Raw genomic sequence first — 23,809 nt, 5'->3', positions numbered from 1 at the left:
GCTCGAGCAGCATCGCCATGGCTGACCGAAACCGGTCGAGGGAGCGGGCGCCGTCAGCCGTTGAATTGATGGGGTCGAATCCAGTTGTACCCATGCATCAGAGAGTGGCTGATGTCTCGTGATGCATTACTTTCTCCTGTCCGGGATTAGTTGACCACGACAACATATCGTCTCGAAAACGTGGTCTGTAGGCACTACCGAGCGCTGTGCAGAGGGCCCGAGTACAGGCACAGTGATCGTAATCAGATCACCCAATCAGGTTTTTGATGATGGCCCGGCTACCGCGCTGGTCTTCCAGGTCGTGATCAATGATGTATTGATAGACAGCTTGTGCTTCCTCTCGGCTGCGCGGCTTGATTTGCGCCAGTACTTCGAATATGAACCACTCGCGTATCGTTGCCTCAGTGTGCCTGTCCCCTGGCACCCCGCAGGCCTTGCGCAACAGATAAAGCTCGTTCCAGTAACCGAGTTCATGCAGGCAGTCTGCCAAGGTATAAGGCATCAAGTCAGGCCTGTCCTTGAAGCGCTTTGCCGTAGCCGCTCTGTCGTAATCGAGAGTTGAACTGACACCGCCGCTTACTTGATAAAGCGCAGTGGCACAAAACCGCTCAGCCGGCGTCTCTTGGCCAATCGACTCACCAAAACGCATCTTGACTTCCAACTGTCGTTGACGGTTTTCAATCGAGCGCGCGATCAAAGTGTCCTGACGACCGAAGCCGGTCAGGAGAAGCGTCGAAGGAGTAAGGTCCGGGACCTGCGCATCGGGGATCGCGGTGGTGTTCTCGCAGTTCGGCGGCAGGCTGAACAGGTTGCGATGGTTAACATTGCCTACAGGGTGGTCCAGGTAATGCATTGAAAAACTTCCCCCAGGATACACGTGACTCAAGCTAACACAGGGTCAGTTGTCGATGCCTTATGGACCGACGTGCTTACCTGATTAGGATTATCCATGAAGCACTCAGTGCTAATGCCTATGTCCATATTTGTTCAGAATTGAAGTGGGATTCTCGACTTCAAAATCGGCGGCCTGGCACCCTTGCTGGTGGTACCGCTGATGGCCCTGCTACTCCCCGAATCCACGGCCTTGCGCCAGCAACACGGGCGGCCGGCAGTGCCGCGTCTCCACCGACCGTATCTGCCGACACCTTGCGACCAAGGGACGGAGGCTGTCCGGGCTGCGGCGTATCGGTCGTGAAATCGTCGAGTCGTGGCGGCTGATGCTGGTCTGAAAAGTCTGTCACTCATCACGCCCAAGCATGGCTGGACCCGGCTCTCCCGGACGACGTGTATTGCTCACAGGGGAGCCAGAGAACCGGGCCTCTCTAACGCCTTTTCGCTCGGCGGCGATTTATGCCACGGATAGCCCTTCGCGCTGAGTTGAAAAGCGTAATCGAATAAACGCTTCATGTACTCGCCGTCGAATTTCTGATTGTGCGGAAAGTAAAAGTCGGAGCCGATGTACGCAAGATTGAAGTCCGCCCCATCCTGCCGCGCGATACGGTAGATTCGATCCAGGTCGCTGATCCCCTGAGTTTGAATCAATGCACTGATGGCTCGACCGCCGATGCTCAACGTACGGCGCTTCGTTCCAGCCCACTGCGGCTCGAGTTTCCCATTGCGAATGACATAGAAATTACGTTCAAGTCGAAAAGGTGCTCCGCTGACTCTGTTCATCGCCATCAAGGTGCCAGGTGGGTAAAGGAACACCTGAGTGATGACCCCGCCGTCCACGTGCATTTCCTGAAACTGTTTGCCGTCAACGTCCACATCGATCATGACGGGTGAGACTGCGCCGGGAATACTCATCGACGCGATCATGATGTTGCGAAAGAGGCCGAGCGCTCCCGGCGCTTCGCTGGAGGCAATAGCGCCCATGTTCCAGGTGACTGGCCGCCCTGAATCAAGGTCAGTTGTGCCGACCAACAGGATTCGTCCTTTGGCGTATTCCGACGCGATCGCCGCAAGAATTTGCGCAGTGACGTATTTTGTAATGAGCCGCGACAGTGGCTTGCTATCCGCTATACCGTCGCTAGCAAGACGGGTTAGCACGTTTCGCGAATGAAAAACGTCTTTTGGACCGATTGCGTTGGCAATACCCCGAATGACGCCGTCGTACTCAGACCCCAGATAAGCGAACGGGGCGACCAGGGCGCCCGCGCTAATGCCCGTGACGACCTTGAACAGGGGGCGAGTCCCGTGTGCGGTCCATCCCGTAATGAGTCCCGCTGCGAATGTGCCTGCGTCGCCGCCCCCCGAAACTGCCAGCATATTTGCCAGCGGCAGGATGTTGTTCGGCTTCCCGGCCCTGGCGAGCGCCTCGCTCTCGCGTTTGTTGGACTGAATCGCATCCTGAATGAACGGAGTCAGGTCGTGGTCCAGCCTGTAGCGAGCATTGGGAATGCCTGGGATGACAGCTTTTTCCGTTAAAGTTTGCGGAACAGCGTCACGGCGTGGCAGCCACGCTTGAAGCAACATGTCCAGAGTTGAGGCACCTGGTCTGAGCAGGAATGGTTTCAAAACGCCTCCTCCGGCCCCTGCAGTCGACAGCGAACGCGCTCATCGTATTCGGTGAAATGTCCTTACCCATGGTGCCGAAGATGGCTACATGCCAGCCGACTGCGACACGTCATTCGAATGTCCAGGAGCTCATCTTGCGCTCCTTTACGTGATAAACAAACTCGTTGACCACCTCCCCCCGGGTGTTGCCATTCCATAGATAGTTCATCCGGCCCTGATAACCGAAGCCGGGGTTCTCCAAGCACCAACCCGGCAAGCCAGAAAGCTCCGGCAACTTTAAATCGCGTCTATCGACGTACGAACTGGCAGCTATCGGCTGAAGCGGCCAAGCTCGGGACTCCCAAAGCTGTACAGGCGAAAATCACGGACGATTTATGGAGCCCCGCACCGGGAGCTCCCTTGATCTGTCGTTGCAGCTTCAGGCCTCCCTTTCTTCAAACCCGAATAACACCTGAGGCGCTTCGACCAGCAACGAACGCATCAGCTGCGTCGAACACTCCAGTGCTTGCAGTTGTTCGATCACAGTACCGAAACCGACGCTTTCTTCATGTTGTGTATGCGGCCAGTCGCTGCCCCACCTGAACCGGCTCGGATTTCCGTCGTCAGCGTCACCTTTGAACCCGGTGCACGTAGCGCCTGGCATACCCATCCGCTGGGTCAGACGCTGATTGTCACCGCAGGCTGCGGCTGGACGCAGTGTGAAGGCGAACCGATCGTAGAGATTCGTGCCGGTGATGTCATCTGGTGCCCGCCTGGCCACAAACACTGGACGGTGCTTGCCCCACCACCTCCATGACCCACATCGGGGTCCAGGAAGCGCTGGACGGTGTGAGCGTCGTCTGGTTGGAAAAGGTCACCGACGAAGAATATAACGTCGGCCCGCCTGCTGAATGATTTGGCCAATCTGTTACATCGACCGGTTGAATCCACAACTAGAAGCACTCATTCCTGATTCACGCAAAAACGCCTGTATGAAAGTTGAAGCAAGAGGCTGGCGCCCGCCGTCACAAAGGAAGCGGTCTATCTGGATGACTCGTTTCATGACGAATGTCGAGCTCATCCCACAGCGATTCTGCTGATCCGCTGTGTATCACAGTGTGTCTGAATGACATCTCGATACATAGGCTTTCATCTGGCCTGCGATTCGACACAGGCCAGATACGTCGCCGCGTTCAAATGCAAGCAAGGTTTGAAGGGGATCAGCCAGAACTCCTGACCAACGACTTGCATCGGAGACATCACCGTGAAGATAGCAGTGCAGAACAACAAAACCGGCAAAACTTGCCGCCGTCTGGTCGGCTCGTCGATCCTCGCGTTCACCCTGTTCGGCGTTCTCGGCGCGGCCCACGCGCAAACGACCGCCGCCGCGCAGCCAGCCGCAATCAATGCCGGCGCCACTCATGTGGCACCCTCTGCGTTCGGCCCGCTGAAGCATGTCAACGCCGGACTGCTGAACGTGGCATACGCCGAAACAGGCCCGGCCGATGGGCCGGTGGTGATTCTTCTGCACGGCTGGCCGTACGACATTCACAGCTATGACGAGGTCGCCCCCATGCTTGCAGCAAAGGGCTATCGAGTACTGATGCCGTATGCGCGTGGCTACGGCGATACGCATTTTCTGTCCGAGAAAACCGTTCGCAATGGCCAACCGGCCGCGCTGGCAAGTGACGTCATCGACTTTATGGATGCGCTGAAGATCAAACAAGCCGTGCTCGGTGGCTATGATTGGGGCGCACGTTCGGCCGACATCGTCTCGGCGCTGTGGCCGGAACGGGTCAAGGCGCTGGTCTCGGTCAGCGGCTATCTGATCGGCAACCAGGCGGCCGGCAAGAACCCGCTGCCACCCAAGGCCGAATTGCAATGGTGGTATCAGTTTTACTTCGCCACCGATCGCGGTCGCGCCGGGTACGAGAAAAACACCCACGACTTCGCCAAGTTGATATGGCAATTGGCTTCGCCAAAATGGGCGTTCGATGACGCCACCTACGACCGCAGCGCCAAGGCACTTGACAACCCCGACCATGTCGACATCACGGTGTTCAACTACCGCTGGCGCCTGGGCCTGGTTCAAGGCGAGACCCAATACGAAGCTCTGGAGCAGAAACTGGCCACGGCGCCTTCCATTAGCGTGCCGACCATCACCCTTGAAGGCGACGCCAACGGCGCGCCGCACCCTGCCCCCGAGGATTACGCCAAGCGCTTCACCGGCAAATACGAGTTCCGGCTGATCAGCGGCGGCATCGGCCACAACCTGCCGCAGGAAGATCCGCAGGCGTTCGCCAAGGCTGTGATTGATGCGGATCACCTTTGAGGCCGATCTGACATCCGTGCACTTCCCTCGATAAGCACCTTCACAACAACGGCTCGTTTTATTTAACGAGCCGTTTTTTTTGCGCGGTTTCATTGCCTGGAGGTTCGACGACGTCTATATCGCCATGGCGGTTCCTGCGCTGTTCATGACCGGTGACCGCTTGATACTCGGCAAACGAAACATAGCCAGCACCGACAAAGGCACGCCTGGCAATGGAGAGAAGGTCAAAGGCCTTCAACCCGGCACCTCATTGCAGTAACGCGTATTAGCCATCAATCCTGTCCGCGTGCTCAGGAGCCGCCAGTATGGTGATATTTCTCGTCAAACCGGGCGTGCTCCGACCCTTTCGCCTGAGACCTCGTCAGCGAAGGTAGTTTATGCACTTCATTTCCCTCCAACGCTCGAGCTTTCACTCGCTAGTGGCCTGAGCGGTTAAGTCATTTTCCTACAGGCGACGCATAGACTATGCGGCCAATGTCACGGATTGGTTATACGCCTACCTCGGCCAGCGTCTCCCTTCGCTTTAACGCCTTCACACCTCATTACCCTGCACCCCATCGCCTGAAGACCTTCAAAATCAGTAACGAGCCTCATTTCGCCGACAAGGTGGTCGACGTGGTTGGGCTCTATCTGAACCCACCGGATAACGCCTTGGTGTTGTCCACTTTCAGCCTGTTGCTTGGGGTGTTTTTCAAAAAAATTTCGTAGTCCAGTACGATCTTTACGGGTTGCGTCCTCCCCCCTAAGTGATCACGCAGGATGGTTCAGTGATGCAACCCATCTTGACAATTGAAAACCGGGCGGACTATTGTCTGACAACCTGACTAGGAAGATTGTCTTATGCTTGAGGTACAGCGTCCCGATTCTCTCGTGGTGCGTGTTGTCAGCGCCATCCGCGCGGAAATCGACTCCGGCCAGCTTGCACCCGGATCGCGTTTGCCGACTGAACAACAGTTAGCGGAACAGCTGAACGTTAGCCGCTCAGTAGTTCGCGAGGCTATCGCCCAGCTGAAGGCCGATGGTGTATTGCTAGCACGGCGAGGCCTTGGATCATTCATTTCCCAGACACCCGCCGGGACGGTTTTCCGGTTCCCGAAAAAAAACGACTACAGATCAGACCTCGTGCAAATGTTCGAAATGCGTCTGTGGATCGAAACCCAGGCAGCCTCGATTGCTGCTCAGCGACGAGACGCAGCAGATCTCCAACGCATGAAAGAAGCGTTGCAGGAAATGCATGACAAACGCACTGACTTTGAAGGTGCGGCCTTGGCGGATGTGGAGTTTCACCGCGCAATCGCCGAAGCCAGCAAGAATGACTATTTCGTGGCCTTTCATGACTTCCTTAGAGGTCAGCTGGCGGCCGCGCGCAAAACAGCTTGGGAAAACTCGGCTTCTCGCTTAGTCGGTGGTTCGGCAGATGCTGCCTACGAGCACCAAGCGCTGTACCACGCCATTGAAAATGGTGATCGGCATGCCGCTGCTGCCTGTGCAGACGCACACTTGCGCGCATCAGCCAAGCGCCTACAACTTGAGCTTCCTCCTATGGACTGAATCAAGCTCGTTATGAAGCCCTGAAAGCATGCACTGGTATGCGTGATTTTTACAAAATCATTAGTCAGACAACCTGATAGCCTGATAACAAGACCAGCCATTTACTGATCTATGGTAACCACACAATGACTTACGACTTTTGCATCATCGGCGGCGGGATAGTGGGCCTTGCCACCGCGATGGAGCTACTCAAACGCCAGCCCAATGCATCGCTTGTTATCCTCGAAAAAGAAATAACATTGGCCAAGCACCAGACAGGTCATAACAGCGGTGTGATACATGCTGGTATTTATTACGCCCCGGGCAGTCTCAAGGCTGAGTTGTGCAAGCGCGGTGCCGAGGCAACCAAGCAGTTCTGCACTGAGCACGGCATCAAATTCGACGTCTGTGGCAAGTTGCTGGTGGCCTCGACCGCCCTCGAAGTCGAGCGAATGGAAGCGTTGTATGCCCGCTCGCAACTCAATGGAATGAAAGTCGAGCGTCTTGACGCGGATGAGCTGCGTCGCCGGGAGCCAAACATCATTGGCCTTGGAGGGCTATTTCTCGACGCCACCGGCATCGTCGACTACCGGGAAGTCTGCGAAACCATGGCCCGAGTCATTACCAGCAGCGGCGGTGAGATCTATCTGGAAAAGACTGTTACGGCCATAGAGGAGAACGGTGACAACGTAACGATCAGCACCCGTGACGGTGTCTGGCGTGCGAAGAAGCTGGTGGTCTGTGCCGGCCTGCAATCAGATCGCCTGGCGACAATGGCGGGCATCAAAATTGACCACCAGATAATTCCGTTTCGCGGCGAATACTTTCGCTTGCCTGCAGCGAAAAACAACATCGTCAATCACCTTATCTACCCTATACCAGATCCTGAGTTGCCGTTTTTGGGGGTACACCTGACCCGCATGATTGATGGCAGTGTCACCGTAGGCCCAAATGCTGTGCTGGGTCTGGGCCGTGAGAACTACAGAAAGTTTTCGATCAATTGGCGCGATGTGGCCGAGTACACAACCTTCCCTGGCTTCTGGAAAACCATCTGGCAAAACCTGGGTTCCGGTAGCGTGGAGATGAAAAACTCATTGTTCAAATCCGGATACCTGGAGCAATGCCGAAAATATTGCCCGTCACTGAACATTGACGATCTTCTGCCGTATGAGGCGGGTATTCGTGCCCAAGCCGTCATGCGCGACGGCACCTTGGTGCATGATTTTTTATTCGCCGAAACGCCACGCATGCTCCACGTGTGTAATGCGCCCTCTCCCGCCGCCACTTCGGCCATTCCCATAGGCTCAATGATTGCCGACCGAATATTAAAACCCAACTAATACCGACTCAACTGACCTCCATCCAGATCTGCATCGTTGATATCTGCTGGAGGGGCGATGGTCAAATACATTTAAAAAACCTATTGGCTCGCAAGGGCAAATAGAGAGCAACTAGCGTCGACTTTAAAATAAATACAATGAAGCATGAGGAAATATAAAATGACGGCAATTAAAACGATAAGTCCTTTAGTGGAAACCCCAGAACAAGCCAGAAAACGTTTGCGTAAAGTTGCCGCGGCCACCATTTTTGGCTCAATGCTTGAGTGGTACGACTTTTACTTGTACGCAACAATGGCCGCGATTGTGTTTTCGAAAATCTTCTTTGATAACAGCGATCCCAAAACTGCATCGCTGTTAGCATTTTCCACATTTGCCATCGGTTTTATTGCTCGACCGTTTGGCGGGGTAATTTTCGGTTATCTGGGAGATAAATTCGGCCGCAAACAAGTGCTGGTGCTGACCTTTTGCTTGATGGGCGTCTGCACAACCTTGATCGGCCTGATTCCCAGCTACGCCTCAATCGGCATATGGGCACCCATCATTTTGGTCGCGGTAAGAATCATCCAGGGGCTGGGGGCGGGGGCCGAGTTGTCTGGGGCGGCAGTCACCTCCTACGAGCATGCTTGCGAAGGTAAACGCGGAAGTCAGGGCGCGTGGCCGGCACTGGGTCTAAACCTGGGTCTGTTGCTTTCATCGCTGACCGTTTATCTGCTGACCATTAATGGAAATGAATTCCTGCTGTCGGGCGGATGGCGGATCCCGTTCATTTGCAGCATTGCGTTAGTAGCCGTAGGTCTTTGGGTTCGCAGCAGCATTCCGGAAACTCCCGAGTTCGCCGATCTGAGCAAGCAAAAGGTAAAAGCCAAGGCGTCACCCCTGAAAGCACTGTTCAAGAATGACCTCAAAGGGCTGGGTGTCGTATTTTTCGTGGCTGTTGGCTACAACGCTTTGAGCTACATCTTCAAAACGTTCTCCCTGGCCTACCTGACCCAGTTCAAGGGGGTTGATGTTCATGTCACGTCATTGTCAGTGACTATCGCGAGTATGATCGCCATTGTCGCCGTACCCTTCTTCGGCTGGCTGTGCGACAAGTGGAGCAGCAAGACAGTGCTCATACTCGGCGGTGTGTTTTCGCTGCTGTTTGCCTACCCGTTCCTGGCGCTGCTTAACACCGGCGAGAGTCTGATGATTTATGTGGCCATAGGCGTTGGCACCGGCATCCTTGCCCCCATGATGTTCGCTCCGCAAGGTTCTTTCCTGAGCCGCCAGTTCCCTACCCAGACCCGTTCCTCAGGCTTCGGCACAGGGCGCGAAATCGGTACCGCCATCGCAGGAGGACTAGCACCGCTGGGAGCATTGTCATTGGTGTCCACGTCTGCAACGCACTCCACAGATGGAGTTGTCATCATCCTGGCGATAGCGTCGGCATTGGTCGTGGTTTTCGCTTTGTGCGATCAAGGACGCAAGCACTCAGCGTTTAAAAACTAAGAAGTGAGTGATCGTGGAAAGTTGGGGGAGCCAGCTCCTCCCCAACAACCCGCCTTAAAGTGTATGGGAGTTGATGCAAGCCACTCGCCGTTCGTCGCGACGAACCAGCAATTTGCCCATAGTTTCTCGACAACCGCAATGCAGCGGTTCTGCAAGCCGTACCCTCTGTAGCGGTTGTGAAAGACTGCGTACAAGCGCGATACGGTGTTGCCGGCAGATGCAGTGCTTTGCTATTGCCCCATAGTCTTATCCGACTGAGTGGTATGGATCGGCCGATTCTGTTGAAAAAGTCCCATCCAATAATCGCAGCGAAAAACCACGTTGTGGAGATTGAAATCTGGCCAGATTTTGAGTGACGAATCTGGTCAGATTTTTCGTAGCGACGCGAAAAAATGTGCGTTTTCTTGCCTCACTCCGAGGTTGAAATGATTGCCCGGACCTTTTCAACAGCATCGGCCAAAACCAGTCGTTCGGATGCGCCTACAAATTGAAGGTCAACTCAGATCGCCTGACGGCAGGCAGAAAAGTCCACATAGTCGAGCTCAAGCCCGTTGCCGTGCTCCAGTGCCCATCACGGTATTGGGCGGGATAGATAGCTATTGCCCATCCAGCTTGAACGCGACCCCGTGAACTTACTTCAAGGTGCCCGTCGTCGCGGCGCCGGCAGTCAGGTGGGTGAGCCCAGTCAACACTGCGATCGATGTCATCCGGCGTAGAGTCGCTCCCGGATACATAATCCATCTTCCAATCGTGACTGAGCCCTTGCTGGTTGTTGTTACCTCGGTTGCGCCACGACGCGCAAATAGGGTTTCAACGTCTTGAAGCCCTGCGGGTATTTCTTCCTGGCCTCTTCGTCAGATACCGAAGTGGGAATGATGACGTCCTCACCCGGGCGCCAGTTCACTGGGGTGGCGACTGTGTGCTTGGCGTTCAATTGCAGAGAATCGAGCAGGCGCAACACTTCATCGAAGTTGCGCCCGGCACTCATTGGGTAGATCAGCATCGCCTTGACCTTCTTGTCCGGGCCGACGATGAACACCGAACGCACCGTGGCGTTGTCCGCGGCGGTGCGTGAGCCGCCACTGGCATTCGGGTGAATCATGTGGTAGAGCTTCGCCACCACCAGGTTTGCGTCGCCGATCATGGGATAGTTGACCGCATGGCCCTGGGTCTCTTCGATGTCACCGACCCAGGCCCGGTGGTCACTGACCGGGTCGACACTGAGCCCGACTATCTTGGTGTTGCGTTTATCGAATTCCGGCTTAAGTCCGGCCATATAACCGAGCTCAGTGGTACACACAGGGGTGAAGTCCTTCGGATGCGAGAACAGGATGGCCCACTTGTCGCCAATCCACTCGTGGAAGTGCAGCGGACCTTCGGTGCTTTCGGCAGTGAAATCCGGTGCTTCGTCGCCAATACGGATTGCCATGTTCGATCTCCTTACAGTGACTGGTAGGGAAGTTGTCAGAACTCCGACTGCAGTTCCAACGGCATTCGGTGTCTGCGTTGAACCTGTCAACGCGAGTCAGTATAGGAGACGTACCAAGACAAGGCGCAAACCAGGGTATTTACTCTGTAAGTGCTTGAATTAGCGTGTCTTACGGTCTCATCAGCATTAAGCTGGTGACTCAGTCGATAGACCGGCCTCAATCCTCTTTTCGCGGACTCGTCCAGCAATAGCGTACGTGGCGCCGCCCAGGTGGCAATCAAAACCGGGCAATTCGACACTGCCGTGGGGCTGCTTGAGGCGGACATTGTCGGTGGGTGCGAGATGGTTCGCCGAAGGCTGCGGAGCCGATGTTGAACATGATCGAGTGGTGGATCTGCCTGAACATACCAGCGGATGAAGTGGCCCGGATCTGCCTCCTGTTGGAAACGATCCGGGATGCTATCAACTTTCAAACTTGCGCCGTCAGAGTACTTTAAAAATAAGCTCCAACGAATAACATCCCAATCCAGAGATCCGCAAAATCTGAGTTCCCCCCCTTCGATCTTCATCATCGATGCAAACAGTATTTCGCAAAAATTTTCGGAGTTTCCCTGACGAGTTCCTCCATCAACTCGCGCGCGTTGTCGTGACGAATCAAAGAGACGGATTGCCCTGCTGACAGAGAAACGAAGTCATCGTGGCCTTGCATTAGCGCCGCTCTTCCGAGATTCCCCATGTACCAGGCCTGGACAGGATAAGGCGCAATTTTTGAGCTGCAGTGACTCATCTCGGTAGTCATCCTGTTCGAAATGCTCCTCGCCAGGCGACCAGTGAAAGCTTTCGTCAGCGTCGTAGATCCCGAATGACTCTCGCAAAGGGCTTTGCGATGCGGGGAACTCGCCGCTGACTCTTTACAGGCAAGAAACGCAGTACCAATCTGAACGCCGTGAGCCCCCAAGGCAAAGGCTGCCGCCACCCCGCGTGCATCAGCTATGCCACCGGCAGCGATAACGGGGATCCCCACCTGGTCCACCACCTGGGGAATCAAGGAAAATGTGCCCGTAAGCGATTCTTCAGCCGATCTCAGGAACGACCCTTTATGACCACCGGCTTCGAATCCTGAGGCAACAATGCAATCGACGCCTGCATTTTCCAATGCTTTCGCTTCCTGCGCAGTGGTCGCTGTCCCCATCGTCAAAATACCCAATGACTTGCAGGCAGCAATAATGGCGGCAGGAGGAATGCCGAAAACAAAACTGAATACGGGCGGCTTAATTTCCAGCATTGCAGCTAGCTGGTCACCCAAATCGGGGATAAAACGCTCAGGCGTGGCCGGAACTTCCTTTCCAAGTTCGGCATAATACGGACGCAAAAGCTCGCCTGCTTCATGAACGCCTTCGGGGCTTGACTCTGTCTCTTCACCGTTAGACATCCAAAGGTTGATGGCAAACGGTTTACTCGTCGCGATACGAATCTGCCGTGCCACATCAATCATTTGCGCGGGCTCCAGTGACTGCATGCCAAAAGACCCTAAACCTCCGGCATTGGATACAGTACTGACCAGTTCAACGGACGAGGGGCCGCCACCAAAGGGACCTTGAATAATGGGAAATTTTATACCCAACAGTCTTGTTGCGGGCGTGTTGGACCACATCGGCATACGCTCCGTTTGCTATCGCAATTGAATAATACTTTTCTTTGGGATATCCGTTAGTTGGGCCCCCCATAAATACTGAGATGTACCAACAGCCGGCTCATATCTGCAGCAAGCTTAGAGGCAAATCGAGACACGCCGACTTTTTGCTCATTCACTTTAGAGCCAATGAATAGCTATTTCTGGCCATTTGCGCACGAGATAGCGAGAGGCTTATTGACCGGCTGACGGTGACCCGTAGCGTGTGTAGACGAACCTGTCTAAAATTCTCGTAGCACAACCGCCCCTTCTACGGACGGTTGACTGAGAAGGCTCATATGAAACTTGCACTGGTTGTTTTTGATGGTGTCCAGGCGCTGGATGTAGCAGGTCCCCTCGATGTGTTCGCCGAAGCGAATTCATTCCTGCCGGAAGGTCAGCGGTATGACGTCTCAATGGTGGGGGTTCGACCAGGAAATGTACGCTGCTCGAACGGGATGGAGATTGCCGTTCCCTATCACTATCAAAACTATCCGGGCCATTGCGACCTGCTTCTCGTGGCGGGTGGTCCGAGAATGCCGGACGCACGACCAGAAGAAGGTTTTCTGGATTGGTTGCGCAGTCAGGCGGCGGGATCTCGGCGATTTGGATCGGTGTGCAATGGAGCCTTTCTGTTAGCTCATGCTGGCTTACTGGATGGGCGCGAAGTGACCGCACACTGGAATGATGTTCAGCGGCTTGAAGATCAATTCCCTCTTACCTTGATCCGGCCTGACAAAATCTTCGTACGCGATGGAGATCTGTTCACCTCTGCCGGTGTGTCGGCCGGCATCGATTTGTGCCTGTCTTTGGTCGCTGAAGACTGGGGTAACGAACTTGCAGTCACCGTCGCAAAACGCCTGGTTGTGTACATCCACAGAGAGGGCGGACAGTCACAATCGAGCCCATTCCTGGCCTTGCGCCCCGAAGAGAACTCCATCGTCACTACGGTGATGCGTTTTGTGACAGATCATATCGGTGAAGCATTTTCGATGGATCAACTGGCGGATGCCGTGTCGGTGAGCCGTCGTACTTTTTCGCGAATTTTTTCCAGATACGCAGCTGTCACGCCTGCGGCTTTCGTTGAACAGGTGCGGGTTGACCATGCTCGAAAAATGCTTGAAGACACAGACGTCCCATTAAAAACCATTGCATTCAACTGCGGCTTTCATAACTCAACACATATGCGCATGATTTTTTCACGACGCTTGAATACCACGCCGAAAGAATACCGGAGCCACTTCAGAAACACCGAGAAAAGCGCAAAAGTAATACACAAGAAAGTATCGCAGATGCCCCACCACACCACGAAAAAAATCGAGGCAGCATAGTGAATCTCCTGGCGGCGTCCGAAACAAAAAGATGGCACCGACGCGGGTTCACATCAAGTTTATAAAGCATCGATTTCAAGCCAGATTCAATCACTTTCTGGCCAAGTACGAGCAGCTCCGATACGGGTGGGTGCTTGGCCGAAAATCGCCTTTCTTTGGCCTTGAACCGCACCATCTATAAGTATTTTAGAATGACATTTTAGTTAGCATCGCTCTAACAATCCGAGGGCAGAGAAACGAGGAGTCAGCGATGCAAAGCCAAAAAACTTCAGTCTTACATGGTGGGAACGTCTCCTATGTTGAAGAGTTATATGAGCAGTTTCTCGTTGACTCCTTAACCGTACCCGATCAATGGCGTACCTACTTTGAGTCATTTCGGCTGCCCCTCGGCATTGGTGAGCTGCAGTCAGCTGACATTGCGCACGCGCCGATAGTCGAGCAGTTTGTGCAGCTTGCGCGACGTGCCGGGCGCAAGGCTTTGTCGGTCGCCGTTCCAGACATGGAAACTGCTCGTAGACAATTGGCAGCTCAATCATTAATCGCGACCTTTCGAATGGTCGGCGCACGTCGGGCCGATCTTGATCCTCTGCGATGGGCTCCATTACCTGGCATGCCGGAGCTGTCGCCTGAGTTTCACGGATTGGAAGGCTGCGACTTATCAAAAAAAATCGAGCTGCCGGGTAACCACTTCTGGAAAGGCGAAGGGTCTATTTCTGACCTGGTCTGCGCATTAGAGACAACCTACTGTGGAACTTTAGGCACCGAATTCATGTACCTGAGCGACCCATTGCAACGCGATTGGTGGCAGAACCGTCTTGAGTCCACACGATCGAAGCCGGCGCTCGGTCCCGAGAAAAAACTACGCATTCTTGAGCGTCTTTCGGCGGCGGAAGGGTTCGAGAAATATCTGCATATCCGGTACACCGGTCAAAAACGATTTTCGTTGGAGGGCGGTGAATCCTTGATCGTCCTTCTGGATGAGCTCATCAACCATGGCGCAAAAAACGGTGTACGTAATGTCGTAATGGGCATGGCTCACCGTGGCCGTTTGAATGTTCTGGTGAACACGGTTGGTAAGCCACCGGCTTATCTATTCGATGAGTTCGATAACAAAGCTGCCAATGTTTTACCGGCGGGTGACGTGAAGTACCACAAGGGGTTCACGGGGAACATAGAGACGCAAAACGGTACGGTGAAAGTCGCCTTGGCCTTCAACCCTTCTCACCTGGAAATCGTCAACCCGGTTGTTCAAGGTATGGCTCGAGCTCAAAGCGAGCAGTACGAAGCCTCCCAGCGCGGCAGCGTGCTGCCAGTAGAGATACATGGTGATGTGGCCATTTCCGGACAAGGTGTCGTCATGGAAACACTGAGCCTGAGTTACACCAAAGGGTATGGCACCGGCGGCACCGTGCACATCGTCGTGAACAATCAGATTGGCTTTACCACTTCTGATCCACAAGAAACCAGGTCCTCATTTTTCTGCACTGACATTGCAAAGATGATTGAGGCGCCGGTATTGCACGTGAACGGGGACGACCCTGAGGCTGTTGTCAATGCGGTACAGCTCGCACTCGATTTCCGCAAAGAGTTTGGCAAAAGCGTAGTGATCGACCTGGTCTGTTTCAGACGGCACGGCCATCAGGAGCAAGACACACCCAACATTACTCAGCCGCTGATGTACCGTTCGATCGGTACCCATCCGGGCATACGTCAAATCTATGCCAATAAGCTGGTCGCTTCGGGACTGGTAACTGACGAGCAGGTTTTGTCCATCGCGCAGGCTTACCGCGACGGTCTGGAAAACTCCCAGTCTGGCGCTATAGCTGAAACCTCCATGGCCGTAGAGACAGCCCAACAGTTCTCTCCAGGCCTGAAAACCAACTTTTACTCAGCACCGACACTGGAGCAAATCAAAGCACTGGCTACCCGTATTTCAGAGCTTCCTGCAGATTTGAAATTGCACCCTCTGGTATCCAGGGTCATCAATGGCCGGCACGAGATGGCAATGGGCTCGAAAGCGTTGGATTGGGGCATGGGTGAACACCTTGCTTTCGCATCGGTGTTGTCTGCTGGTGTCGATGTGAGGCTCAGTGGGGAGGATTGCGAGCGAGGCACTTTCAGCCATCGGCACGCCGTTTTAAATCCGCAGAATCGTGAAGTGCGTGGACAAGGTAAATATCGGCCTTTGGATCATGTGGCCCAAGGGCAGCAGGGTAACTTCACGGTCATCAACTCGGTGTTGTCCGAAGCCGCGGTCCTGGCCTTTGAATACGGTTACACCATCGCTCGTCCTGACGCTCTGGTACTGTGGGAAGCTCAATTCGGAGATTTTGCCAACGGCGCGCAGGTAGTTATCGACCAGTTCATTGCCGCTGGCGCTGCCAAATGGGGTCAGCACAGTGCATTGACCATGTTGTTGCCGCACGGGCAAGAAGGTCAGGGTCCGGAACACGCTTCAGCCCGACTGGAGCGATACCTGCAATTATGTGCGCAAGACAACATGCGGGTTTGTCAGCCGACGACGCCGGTTCAGTTCTTCCATTTACTGCGGCGTCAGGCGTTGCATTCCGCACCCAGGCCATTGATTGTGATGACTCCGAAATCCTTGTTGAGGCATCCAGATGCTGTGAGCGAGCTAATGGAATTCTCTGAGGGAACTTTTCAGGAGGTGATGGGTGAGAGTTTTGCCGCTGCTGCGCAAGATCAAAAGGTGACCCGTGTGATCGCCTGTTCCGGAAAGATCTACTATGAACTGTTGGCACACCGCCGTGCTGCCAATGCTGAACATATCGCTTTGGTTCGCCTGGAGCAGCTCTTCCCTTTTCCTTGCGAGGCGTTGGCTAATGAACTCGGTCGTTACAAAAATCTGAAATCGGTGGTCTGGTGCCAGGAGGAATCCCGTAATCAAGGTGCCTGGAAATTCGTCGATGATTATCTGCGTGAAATTACCCCTGAGTCGGCCTCGCTTCGTTACGCAGGACCACCACCAGGTGCATCCACGGCACCAGGCAATATGACGATGCACGTTGAGCAACAACGCCTGGTCATTCAAAGCGCGTTCTCTTAGGGGACGATTTGTGCTCCCTCTCGTCGCCATCCTGGTGTCGAGAGGGAGTCACCAAGCTTGTCGCAAGAGGTGATCAACGCGTAAGTTGAATGAGCCGCCATTTAAAACCGGTAGGAGTTGATCAATGCGCATCGCCTTGCTGTCCGACATCCACTTGTCCGTCAACGCATTACCTTTTCCCGATGTGGATGCCGATATTGTAGTCCTCGCCGGAGATATCTCCCGACCGGCAGCGGCCATTGAGTGGGCCAAATCCTGCCCCGCTCCGGTCGTGTACGTGGCAGGCAATCACGAGTTTTATGGCAGTGACTTGATTTCTACCTACGAGCACTTGAACAGATTGTCGCAAGGCACACAGATCCACGTGCTGGAACGTTCGGAGTATGTCCACAATGGCGTGCGTTTTCTAGGCTGCACCCTGTGGTCTGACTATCGTCTTTTCGATTCCGCAGAGGATCGGGCACAGGGCATTGATCTGGCGACGAAGGTCATTCGGGACTTCACCCACATAAAAATCTCACCCGATTTTCAAGACCTGTTCACTCCGGCGATTTCCCAACTGGTTTTTTTACAGACAGTCGCCTGGCTGGAAGACTGCTTTACCAAAAACCGAACCATGCCCACGGTGGTGGTTTCCCATTTTGCACCGACACGGTTGAGCATCAGCCCGGCTTTTGCGAGTTCGCCGATTAACTCCAGTTATGTTTCAGACCTCGAAGAGCGGATCAAAGACTGGCAACCGGCACTTTGGCTACATGGCCATACCCATGGGAGCTTTGACTATCGGGTGGGCAACACCCGCGTCATTTGCAACGCCCGGGGTTATGCAAAAAATGGCATCAATGAAAACCCTGAATTTAATGGCTCATACGTGATTGACCTGGATATATGAGGCAACACACTGCAAATCCCCCTCCGTGAAACCACCAAGGCAATCACCGACACCATCCCGTTCCGATATAGAGGCATCACGGCAAGGTGATATCGTCGGTCTGCCGGATCTGCCTGGTATCCACGCATACACAGCTGCCTCACGAAGCATCGACGGATCGGGATGCGCCATGAAGTCACGGAAAAGCGTTGGGGCGTATTTAATTTCGGCAGCGAGTGCCGCATTTGACGCGTTGAGACAACAGCTTTACCGACAGTTACCTTTTCCGGCATCAAAGTGATCTAGCTGATCCACCGTTGCGATGGATCATTCCAAAACGTTACTAACGCAACGGTTCTTTTTACTTTACCAGCCGCTTTTCCTTGGACGGTCTGTAACCGAAATACGAGCTATAGCACTTGCTGAAATGACTGGGCGAAACAAAGCCACAGGCAACCAGCACATCGACCTGGGACAGCTCTGTGTGCTGGAGAAGTCGTCGCGCCTCGGTGATACGCAGTTCCATGTAATACCGTTGCGGCGTTGTGCCCAGTTGCTCCTTGAACAAGCGCTCGAGTTGTCGACGCGAACGGCCGGCGTAGACCGCCAGTTGTTCCAACTCCAAAGGCTCTTCGAGGTTGGCATCCATCAGCTTGACCACCTCACGTAACGGCGCGCTCACACAGATATTTTCAGTTGGTTTGATGCGCCGATAACGAGACTCCTCGAACGCCAGGATGTCCTCTATACCCTCGACGAGGGCTTTATCGTGAAGTCCTTTGATCCAGTCCAGGGCCATATGAAAGGCCCCGGAAGGACTGGAAGCCGTGAGCCGGTCTCGATCAATGATATAGGGCTCACTGCTGACCTGCGTCGCCTTGCAGAACTCAGCGAGTGCGGGGCGATGTTCGGGGTGAATGGCGCAACGGTAACCGTCAAGCAAGCCTGCCCTCCCCAGGAACCATGCTCCATTCCACAATCCGGCCAGACTGACACCCAGATCTGATGCAGTCCTGAGCAGGGTGATAAATCCATCATTAGCCTTCAGTTCTGTCCTGTAGCCGCCGCAAATGACCAGTAGATCCAGGTCTTGAATCACTGAACAATCGAGACGCGCATCCGGCCGAATGACCAAGCCCAGATCACTGACGACCTCCCCATCGGTCAAGCCAAACGTTCGGGAAGAGAACAACCCGGGTCGTAGAAGATTCGCGGTGACAATCGTATCCAGCGCCTGGGTGAACGCGGGCAGCGAGAAATGCTCAAGCAGCAGAAATCCTGCTCGAACCGCTTGCATTGTCTCGTTGGGTTTTTCATTCAGATAGCGGAGATTTTTCCCCTTCATGCCTCCGCTGAATTGACGTCGCTCGATCAATGTTCGACCTGCTTTCTTATGTTAACGAACACGTTAATTGGTGCGTTGATAAAGCGCAATGCCAAGCGCCAGAAGTACAAAAAGCGCTTACCCCTGGCGTCATTACTCTGCTGATCAGGCAAGCTGAAAACCGTGACGAAGCGGGTCTCTATCGTCGACAAAAATGGTGTTGTGTCCGGTAATCTGCGCCCAGCCACCGATACTCGGCCTGATGCCGTCAAACGCTCCGACTTTCACCGACGCTTCGACTTTCCCTTCGAAGATCGTCCCGATCAAGCTTTCGTTGCGGTACATATCCCCCACCTTCAATCGTCCTTTACCAAACAGTTGAGCCATCCGTGCCGAGGTACCTGTACCACCGGGAGAGCGATCAATGGCTTTGTCGCCGTAGAACACGGCACCGCGTCCATCTGCTGCCGTGCTGTGTTCGTCGTCGCACCAGATGACATGGTGAACGCCACTGATTCTGCTGTTCTCGGGATGCACGGGATCACTTACTTCAGCCAGGGCCGAGCGCAACTTCAGACTCAGGTTGACGATGTCTGCCGTGGTCAATCCTTTCAATCCGGCCCAGTTTTCCTGCGGCTCGACCACCGCATAGAAATTGCCGCCGTAAGCAATGTCCACGACGAGCTCACCTACGCCTGGCACATCCACCACCACATCGGCACTGTGCAGGTAGCTGACCACGTTGAACAGGCGGATGGAGTCGACATATTCGCCGTTCATGGTGTACTCGACATCCACCCGCCCGGCCGGCGTCTCGATGGCCAGCTTGCCCGGTTCGCGCGGTGTGACCAGGCCTTCCTCGATCACCACGGTAGACAAACCGATAGTGCCTGCTCCACACATCGGCAGACAGCCGCTGACCTCGATAAACAACGCACCAAAGTCACAGTCATCACGCGAGGACGGGTAGATGATGACGCCAGACATGATGTCGTGCCCCCTGGGCTCGAACATCAACGCGGTTCGTACCCAGTCATGATCGCGGACAAAAATTTCTCGTCGTTCGGCCATCGAAACCGACGGCAACAAAGGGCCGCCACCTGCCACCACCCGAACCGGATTGCCGCACGCATGTGAGTCGATGCAAAAAAAGCTGCGTCTCATACTGGAACCCTTTCAAACGAGGTTGCTGGGGGAATGACGCTGCAATGCGCCGCGTGACAGACGATCCAGCAGCAGTGCAACCGCCACAATCGCCAGGCCGGCCCGGAGTCCCAGGCCCATCTCCATCCTTGAGAGACCTCGGGTTACTTCAGCCCCTAAACCGCCCGCCCCCACCAGACCTGCCAGCACCACCATCGCCAAGGACATGAGGATGCATTGGTTCAGGCCTACCAACAGCGTGGGAGCGGCAGTCGGCAGTTCAATCTTGAACAGAATGTCCCTTGGCGAAGCACCGGACGCCTGCCCCAGCTCCAGCAAATCTTTCGGCAACTGTTTGAACGCCAGGGTAGTCAGCCTGAGCATCGGCGGAATGCCGTAAACGATGGTCGCAATAATTGCCGGCACCCGCCCCAGGCTGAACAGAATCACGGCGGGGATCAGGTAAACCCATGGCGGCACCGTCTGCATGATGTTGAGGATCGGCAGGAACGCTTCATCAACCCGCTTCACCCGTGCGGCCAGCACACCGAGTGGAAAGGCGATGGCCACCGATATCAGAACCGCGACCGAGACCAGGGCAATGGTTTGCATGGAGGCGACCCAAAGGCCGGAGAATAAGCAAAAAGCCAACATCAAAGCAGCGAATACGGCGACGCGTTTGTTGGTGAGAAAAAAAGCGCCAACGACGACGATCCCAATGAACACATAAGGATGGGGCGCAAGCAGCGCGGCCTCAACGAAGCCAAGTACCGCCTCGATGACTTGGCTGATTCCTTTGAACAAACCGTGCAGATTGGCATTCAGCCAGTCAACGGCAGGTGCCAGGAACTCACCCGGGGAAAATTGGATGTTCATGGTAGTCATTGGCTTTCTCCCATCCGCGAACGTGCAGCGTGCTGCGCCAACCGATCCAGAATCATGGTCAGAATGACGATGGCGATGGCCGCGTTGATCGACTTGGCGATATCCAGTGTGCGAACAGCTGCATAAATCGACTCACCCAGGCCGCCGGAACCGACGATGCCGGCAATGACCACCATACCGAACGCCATCATCAGGCTCTGATTCACCCCTGCCATGATGCTGGGCTTGGCGAATGGCAGGCGGATCTTGAAGAACATCTGCCAACCGGTGACGCCACTGGCATCCCCCAGCTCGATGAATTCCCGTGGAGTCATGCGAATCCCCAGAGAGGTCAGGCGTATGGCCGGTGGTACGGCAACGATAAAGGTGGCCAACAGTGCCGTGGCCGGGCCGTAGCCCAGCAGGGCGATGGCCGGCAACAGATAGATGTAGGGCGGCAGAGTCTGGATCAGATCCAGAACCGGATCCACGACGCGATCAACTGACGGCGCGAGGCCGGCCAGCACGCCCAATGGGATCGCTACCACCAGCGCCAGCACGGTAGCCGTCAGCACCAGGGCAAGGGTACTGACCGTCTCCGGCCACAAGCCAATCACGTCGCAAAACAACAACGCCAGGCCTGCGAGAATGGCGAACCGAACGCCGACAACCCGCCACCCGATAAGGGCAATGGCTATCGCGACGACGTAATACGGGGGATAGGCAATACACCAGAGAACACTTTTGTATATGCCCGTCAGTAATGCATTGACGCCGTCGAATAAAAATTCGCCGTGATCCGATAGCCATTCCAGACTCGAGTCGACGACCGAGTCGAACTGATTGGAAAAGTCCGGGATGCTCATGTCGATGCCTCCAGAAGACTGGCGGCTGTCGAAGCCGCGAACTCATTCGGAATGCCTTGAACGCCACGCAGCAGATCACGCAGCGTAATGATGCCTACCACTGTTCCGTTGTCGACAACAGAGAGTGCGTCGCGCTCGGACTTCATGGTCAATTCGATCAGCTCGTTGATATCGGCGTCGAGCGAGGTTTTGGCAAGCCTGGAAATGTCGCAGCCAGGGTTCGCCACCTTGTAAGGCTCCACGGGCGTCATGACCGACTGGGCTTTAACCAGATGCAATCTGGAAATGCCCGCCACAAATTCCGCGACGTAGTCGTCAGCCGGATTGAGCACGATCTCCTCGGCCGTACCCACCTGGATGATCACGCCGTCCTTCATGATCGCGATGCGGTCACCGATTCGAATCGCCTCGTCCAGGTCGTGCGTGATAAACACGGCGGACTTGCCAAGCTCCTTGGTCAACTGGCGAAACTCATCCTGCAACTGCCGGCGAATCAACGGATCAAGCGCACTGAAAGGCTCATCCATCAAAATCACTTCAGGATCCGCAGTAATGGCACGTGCCAACCCCACACGTTGCTGCATACCGCCAGACAACGCGCTGGGATAATGTGAAGACCAATCGCTCAAACCCACCTTGGCCAAGGCCTGCTCGGCCACCTTGTAACGCTCGGCCTTGCCCACGCCCTGCACCTCCAGGCCAAACGCCGTGTTCTCCAACACTGTTCGATTTGGTAACAAAGCGACGCTCTGAAAGACCATGCCAATGTGACGCGCCCTAACCTCACGAAGCTGTGCAGCTGTAAGGGAAGACAGATCCTTGCCTTTAACCAGGACTGTCCCTGAGCTAGGTGTGATCAGCTTATTGAGTAGCCTGATAAGTGTGGATTTGCCACTGCCGGACAATCCCATGATGCAAAAGATCTCTCCTCGGCGAACCTGGAGACTGACGTCGGAGACGCCGACCACGCAGCCGTAGTTTTGCAGGATCTGAGTCTTGGTGAGCCCCTGCTGAACAACAGCATTCATTGCTGCAGGTGCGGCTTTCCCGAAGATTTTCCAGACTGACTGGCAATCTATCAGCACTTCGTTGGTGTCAATTTTGGGCGTTGTCATTTTCGTAACCCGTGAACCAGTTTTCTGGTTTTTCTAATTAATCAAAGGGCGGCAGTGGCTACAAAGCAAAAATTGATTAGTTCTTGATATTTTCCCAACGCTTGAGCAGTTCGGCGTGGCTGTCCGTCCAGCCCTTGATAGCCTGCTCCATTGTTTTGCCATCCTTGACTTCAGCATTCATCGCCGTGATGTCTGTGATCGGCACGTATACGCTCGCCATCAGCTCGCGAGCACGTGGATTGCCTTCAGCAAAACCTTTGTGGCCGATCCAGTAGTAGCCCTGCTGTGGCGGGAATATGGCTTTTGGATCTTTCAGGAATTTAAGATCGAACTTCTTGGTCATCCAGGAGGGTTCCCAGACGGTTACGACTACCGGCTCTTTACGGTCGACGGCTGATTTCAACGCTGCAGTCATCGCGGTGGTACTGCCCTCGACCAGCTTAAGCTTGAGGTCATACGCTTTAACTACGTTGTTAGCGTCGCTCATCAAGCCAGACCCTGGCTCGATACCGATAATTTTGCCGCCCAGTTTTTCCGAGTTAGCATTCAACTGATCAATGGAATCGATGTTGACATAGCTCGGCACTGCAAGACCTTGGTAAAGGCCAAAGGAAACAGGAGATAGTTTCTCGATCTTGTTCTTGTTTTTGTTCCAGTAATCGTTCGCCGCATAGTCCGTTTGGGACGCCAACACCTGAACATCACCCTTGGTTAACGCAGCGTATGCGATGCCCCACTCGGAAAAATCTACAACTTTCACTGTGTAGCCAGCGTCTTCAAGCACCTTCTTGGTAATACCGGTGATGGGCGTCAAATCCTCCCAAGTCATCGTACCCATGGTGATGTTCTTTTCTTCCGCGTGAACTGGCAAACTCATTACACCAGCCACAGCGACAGCGCAGATTGCCTTCCAAATCTTTTTCATGGCGTACTCCGAACTA

Annotated in this window: 18 protein-coding genes and 3 pseudogenes; 10 read left to right on the top strand and 11 right to left on the bottom strand. The window is 54.6% G+C overall.

All coding sequences use genetic code 11. The features are described 5' to 3' along the window. Window positions 1-247 precede the first annotated feature (247 nt). From AC07O1_RS28795 to AC07O1_RS28785, 3 genes and pseudogenes are all read right to left on the bottom strand, one after another. Complete coding sequence (locus AC07O1_RS28795; protein WP_495091002.1) at window positions 248-853, bottom strand: hypothetical protein; 606 nt, start codon at window positions 851-853, stop codon at window positions 248-250. Window positions 854-1,293: 440 nt separating this feature from the next. Continuing rightward, complete coding sequence (locus tag AC07O1_RS28790) at window positions 1,294-2,517, bottom strand: patatin-like phospholipase family protein (protein WP_495091001.1); 1,224 nt, start codon at window positions 2,515-2,517, stop codon at window positions 1,294-1,296. 418 nt (window positions 2,518-2,935) lie between these two features. Beyond that, window positions 2,936-3,103, bottom strand: a pseudogene (locus AC07O1_RS28785) (amidohydrolase family protein); the annotation flags it as partial. Between AC07O1_RS28785 and AC07O1_RS28780 the strand changes: the two are divergent. The 7 genes and pseudogenes from AC07O1_RS28780 to AC07O1_RS28750 form a co-directional block, all read left to right on the top strand. Continuing rightward, a pseudogene (locus tag AC07O1_RS28780) lies at window positions 3,101-3,411 on the top strand ((R)-mandelonitrile lyase); the annotation flags it as partial. The pseudogenes AC07O1_RS28785 and AC07O1_RS28780 sit on opposite strands and share 3 nt — an antisense overlap. Window positions 3,412-3,760: 349 nt before the next feature. Further along, the gene (locus AC07O1_RS28775; RefSeq protein ID WP_495091000.1) at window positions 3,761-4,828 is read left to right on the top strand and encodes an alpha/beta fold hydrolase; all 1,068 of its coding nucleotides are present in this window, start codon (window positions 3,761-3,763) and stop codon (window positions 4,826-4,828) included. 79 nt (window positions 4,829-4,907) lie between these two features. After that, window positions 4,908-5,087 (top strand): hypothetical protein, encoded by a 180-nt coding sequence (locus AC07O1_RS28770; RefSeq protein ID WP_495090999.1) that lies wholly within the window; start codon window positions 4,908-4,910, stop codon window positions 5,085-5,087. A gap of 293 nt (window positions 5,088-5,380) precedes the next feature. Further along, a pseudogene (locus AC07O1_RS28765) lies at window positions 5,381-5,491 on the top strand (IS630 family transposase); the annotation flags it as partial. 177 nt (window positions 5,492-5,668) lie between these two features. Continuing rightward, complete coding sequence (locus tag AC07O1_RS28760; protein ID WP_495013432.1) at window positions 5,669-6,379, top strand: FadR/GntR family transcriptional regulator; 711 nt, start codon at window positions 5,669-5,671, stop codon at window positions 6,377-6,379. A gap of 125 nt (window positions 6,380-6,504) precedes the next feature. After that, window positions 6,505-7,698 (top strand): L-2-hydroxyglutarate oxidase, encoded by a 1,194-nt coding sequence (gene lhgO, locus AC07O1_RS28755; protein ID WP_495090998.1) that lies wholly within the window; start codon window positions 6,505-6,507, stop codon window positions 7,696-7,698. A 159-nt stretch (window positions 7,699-7,857) separates the two neighbouring features. Beyond that, complete coding sequence (locus tag AC07O1_RS28750; protein ID WP_495013430.1) at window positions 7,858-9,186, top strand: MFS transporter; 1,329 nt, start codon at window positions 7,858-7,860, stop codon at window positions 9,184-9,186. 775 nt (window positions 9,187-9,961) lie between these two features. Here AC07O1_RS28750 and AC07O1_RS28745 read toward each other — a convergent pair. Continuing rightward, window positions 9,962-10,615: a peroxiredoxin gene (locus AC07O1_RS28745; RefSeq protein WP_495090997.1), complete on the bottom strand. Its 654-nt coding sequence runs from the start codon at window positions 10,613-10,615 to the stop codon at window positions 9,962-9,964. A 568-nt stretch (window positions 10,616-11,183) separates the two neighbouring features. Next, window positions 11,184-12,269, bottom strand: a complete 1,086-nt coding sequence (locus AC07O1_RS28740) for an NAD(P)H-dependent flavin oxidoreductase (protein WP_495090996.1) — start codon at window positions 12,267-12,269, stop codon at window positions 11,184-11,186. Window positions 12,270-12,586: 317 nt separating this feature from the next. On the opposite strand from AC07O1_RS28740, the gene AC07O1_RS28735 reads away from it, so the two are divergent. The 3 genes from AC07O1_RS28735 (at window position 12,587) to AC07O1_RS28725 (ending at window position 17,577) form a co-directional block, all read left to right on the top strand. Further along, window positions 12,587-13,618: a GlxA family transcriptional regulator gene (locus tag AC07O1_RS28735; protein ID WP_495090995.1), complete on the top strand. Its 1,032-nt coding sequence runs from the start codon at window positions 12,587-12,589 to the stop codon at window positions 13,616-13,618. A 250-nt stretch (window positions 13,619-13,868) separates the two neighbouring features. Next, the gene (locus AC07O1_RS28730; RefSeq protein WP_495090994.1) at window positions 13,869-16,685 is read left to right on the top strand and encodes a 2-oxoglutarate dehydrogenase E1 component; all 2,817 of its coding nucleotides are present in this window, start codon (window positions 13,869-13,871) and stop codon (window positions 16,683-16,685) included. Window positions 16,686-16,809: 124 nt separating this feature from the next. Continuing rightward, window positions 16,810-17,577 (top strand): metallophosphoesterase, encoded by a 768-nt coding sequence (locus AC07O1_RS28725; RefSeq protein ID WP_495090993.1) that lies wholly within the window; start codon window positions 16,810-16,812, stop codon window positions 17,575-17,577. Window positions 17,578-17,917: 340 nt separating this feature from the next. Here AC07O1_RS28725 and AC07O1_RS28720 read toward each other — a convergent pair whose 3' ends face one another. The 6 genes from AC07O1_RS28720 to AC07O1_RS28695 form a co-directional block, all read right to left on the bottom strand. Continuing rightward, on the bottom strand, window positions 17,918-18,901 hold the full coding sequence (locus AC07O1_RS28720; RefSeq protein ID WP_495091009.1) for a GlxA family transcriptional regulator: 984 nt from the start codon (window positions 18,899-18,901) through the stop codon (window positions 17,918-17,920). 144 nt (window positions 18,902-19,045) lie between these two features. After that, the gene (locus AC07O1_RS28715; RefSeq protein WP_495090992.1) at window positions 19,046-20,044 is read right to left on the bottom strand and encodes a 4-hydroxyproline epimerase; all 999 of its coding nucleotides are present in this window, start codon (window positions 20,042-20,044) and stop codon (window positions 19,046-19,048) included. A gap of 12 nt (window positions 20,045-20,056) precedes the next feature. Further along, entirely contained in the window at window positions 20,057-20,908 is an 852-nt protein-coding gene (locus AC07O1_RS28710) for an ABC transporter permease (RefSeq protein ID WP_495090991.1), read from the bottom strand. Continuing rightward, complete coding sequence (locus AC07O1_RS28705; protein WP_495090990.1) at window positions 20,905-21,753, bottom strand: ABC transporter permease; 849 nt, start codon at window positions 21,751-21,753, stop codon at window positions 20,905-20,907. Before AC07O1_RS28705 ends, AC07O1_RS28710 begins: the two co-directional genes overlap by 4 nt. Next, a complete protein-coding gene (locus AC07O1_RS28700) occupies window positions 21,750-22,868 on the bottom strand; it encodes a quaternary amine ABC transporter ATP-binding protein (RefSeq protein WP_495090989.1) in 1,119 nt (372 codons plus the stop codon). Before AC07O1_RS28700 ends, AC07O1_RS28705 begins: the two co-directional genes overlap by 4 nt. A 76-nt stretch (window positions 22,869-22,944) precedes the next feature. Further along, window positions 22,945-23,793 (bottom strand): glycine betaine ABC transporter substrate-binding protein, encoded by an 849-nt coding sequence (locus AC07O1_RS28695; RefSeq protein WP_495090988.1) that lies wholly within the window; start codon window positions 23,791-23,793, stop codon window positions 22,945-22,947. Window positions 23,794-23,809: the final 16 nt, after the last annotated feature.

The organism is Pseudomonas sp. GW821-FHT07G10 (assembly GCF_059418545.1).
This window is presented reverse-complemented; position numbering and strand designations above follow the sequence as displayed.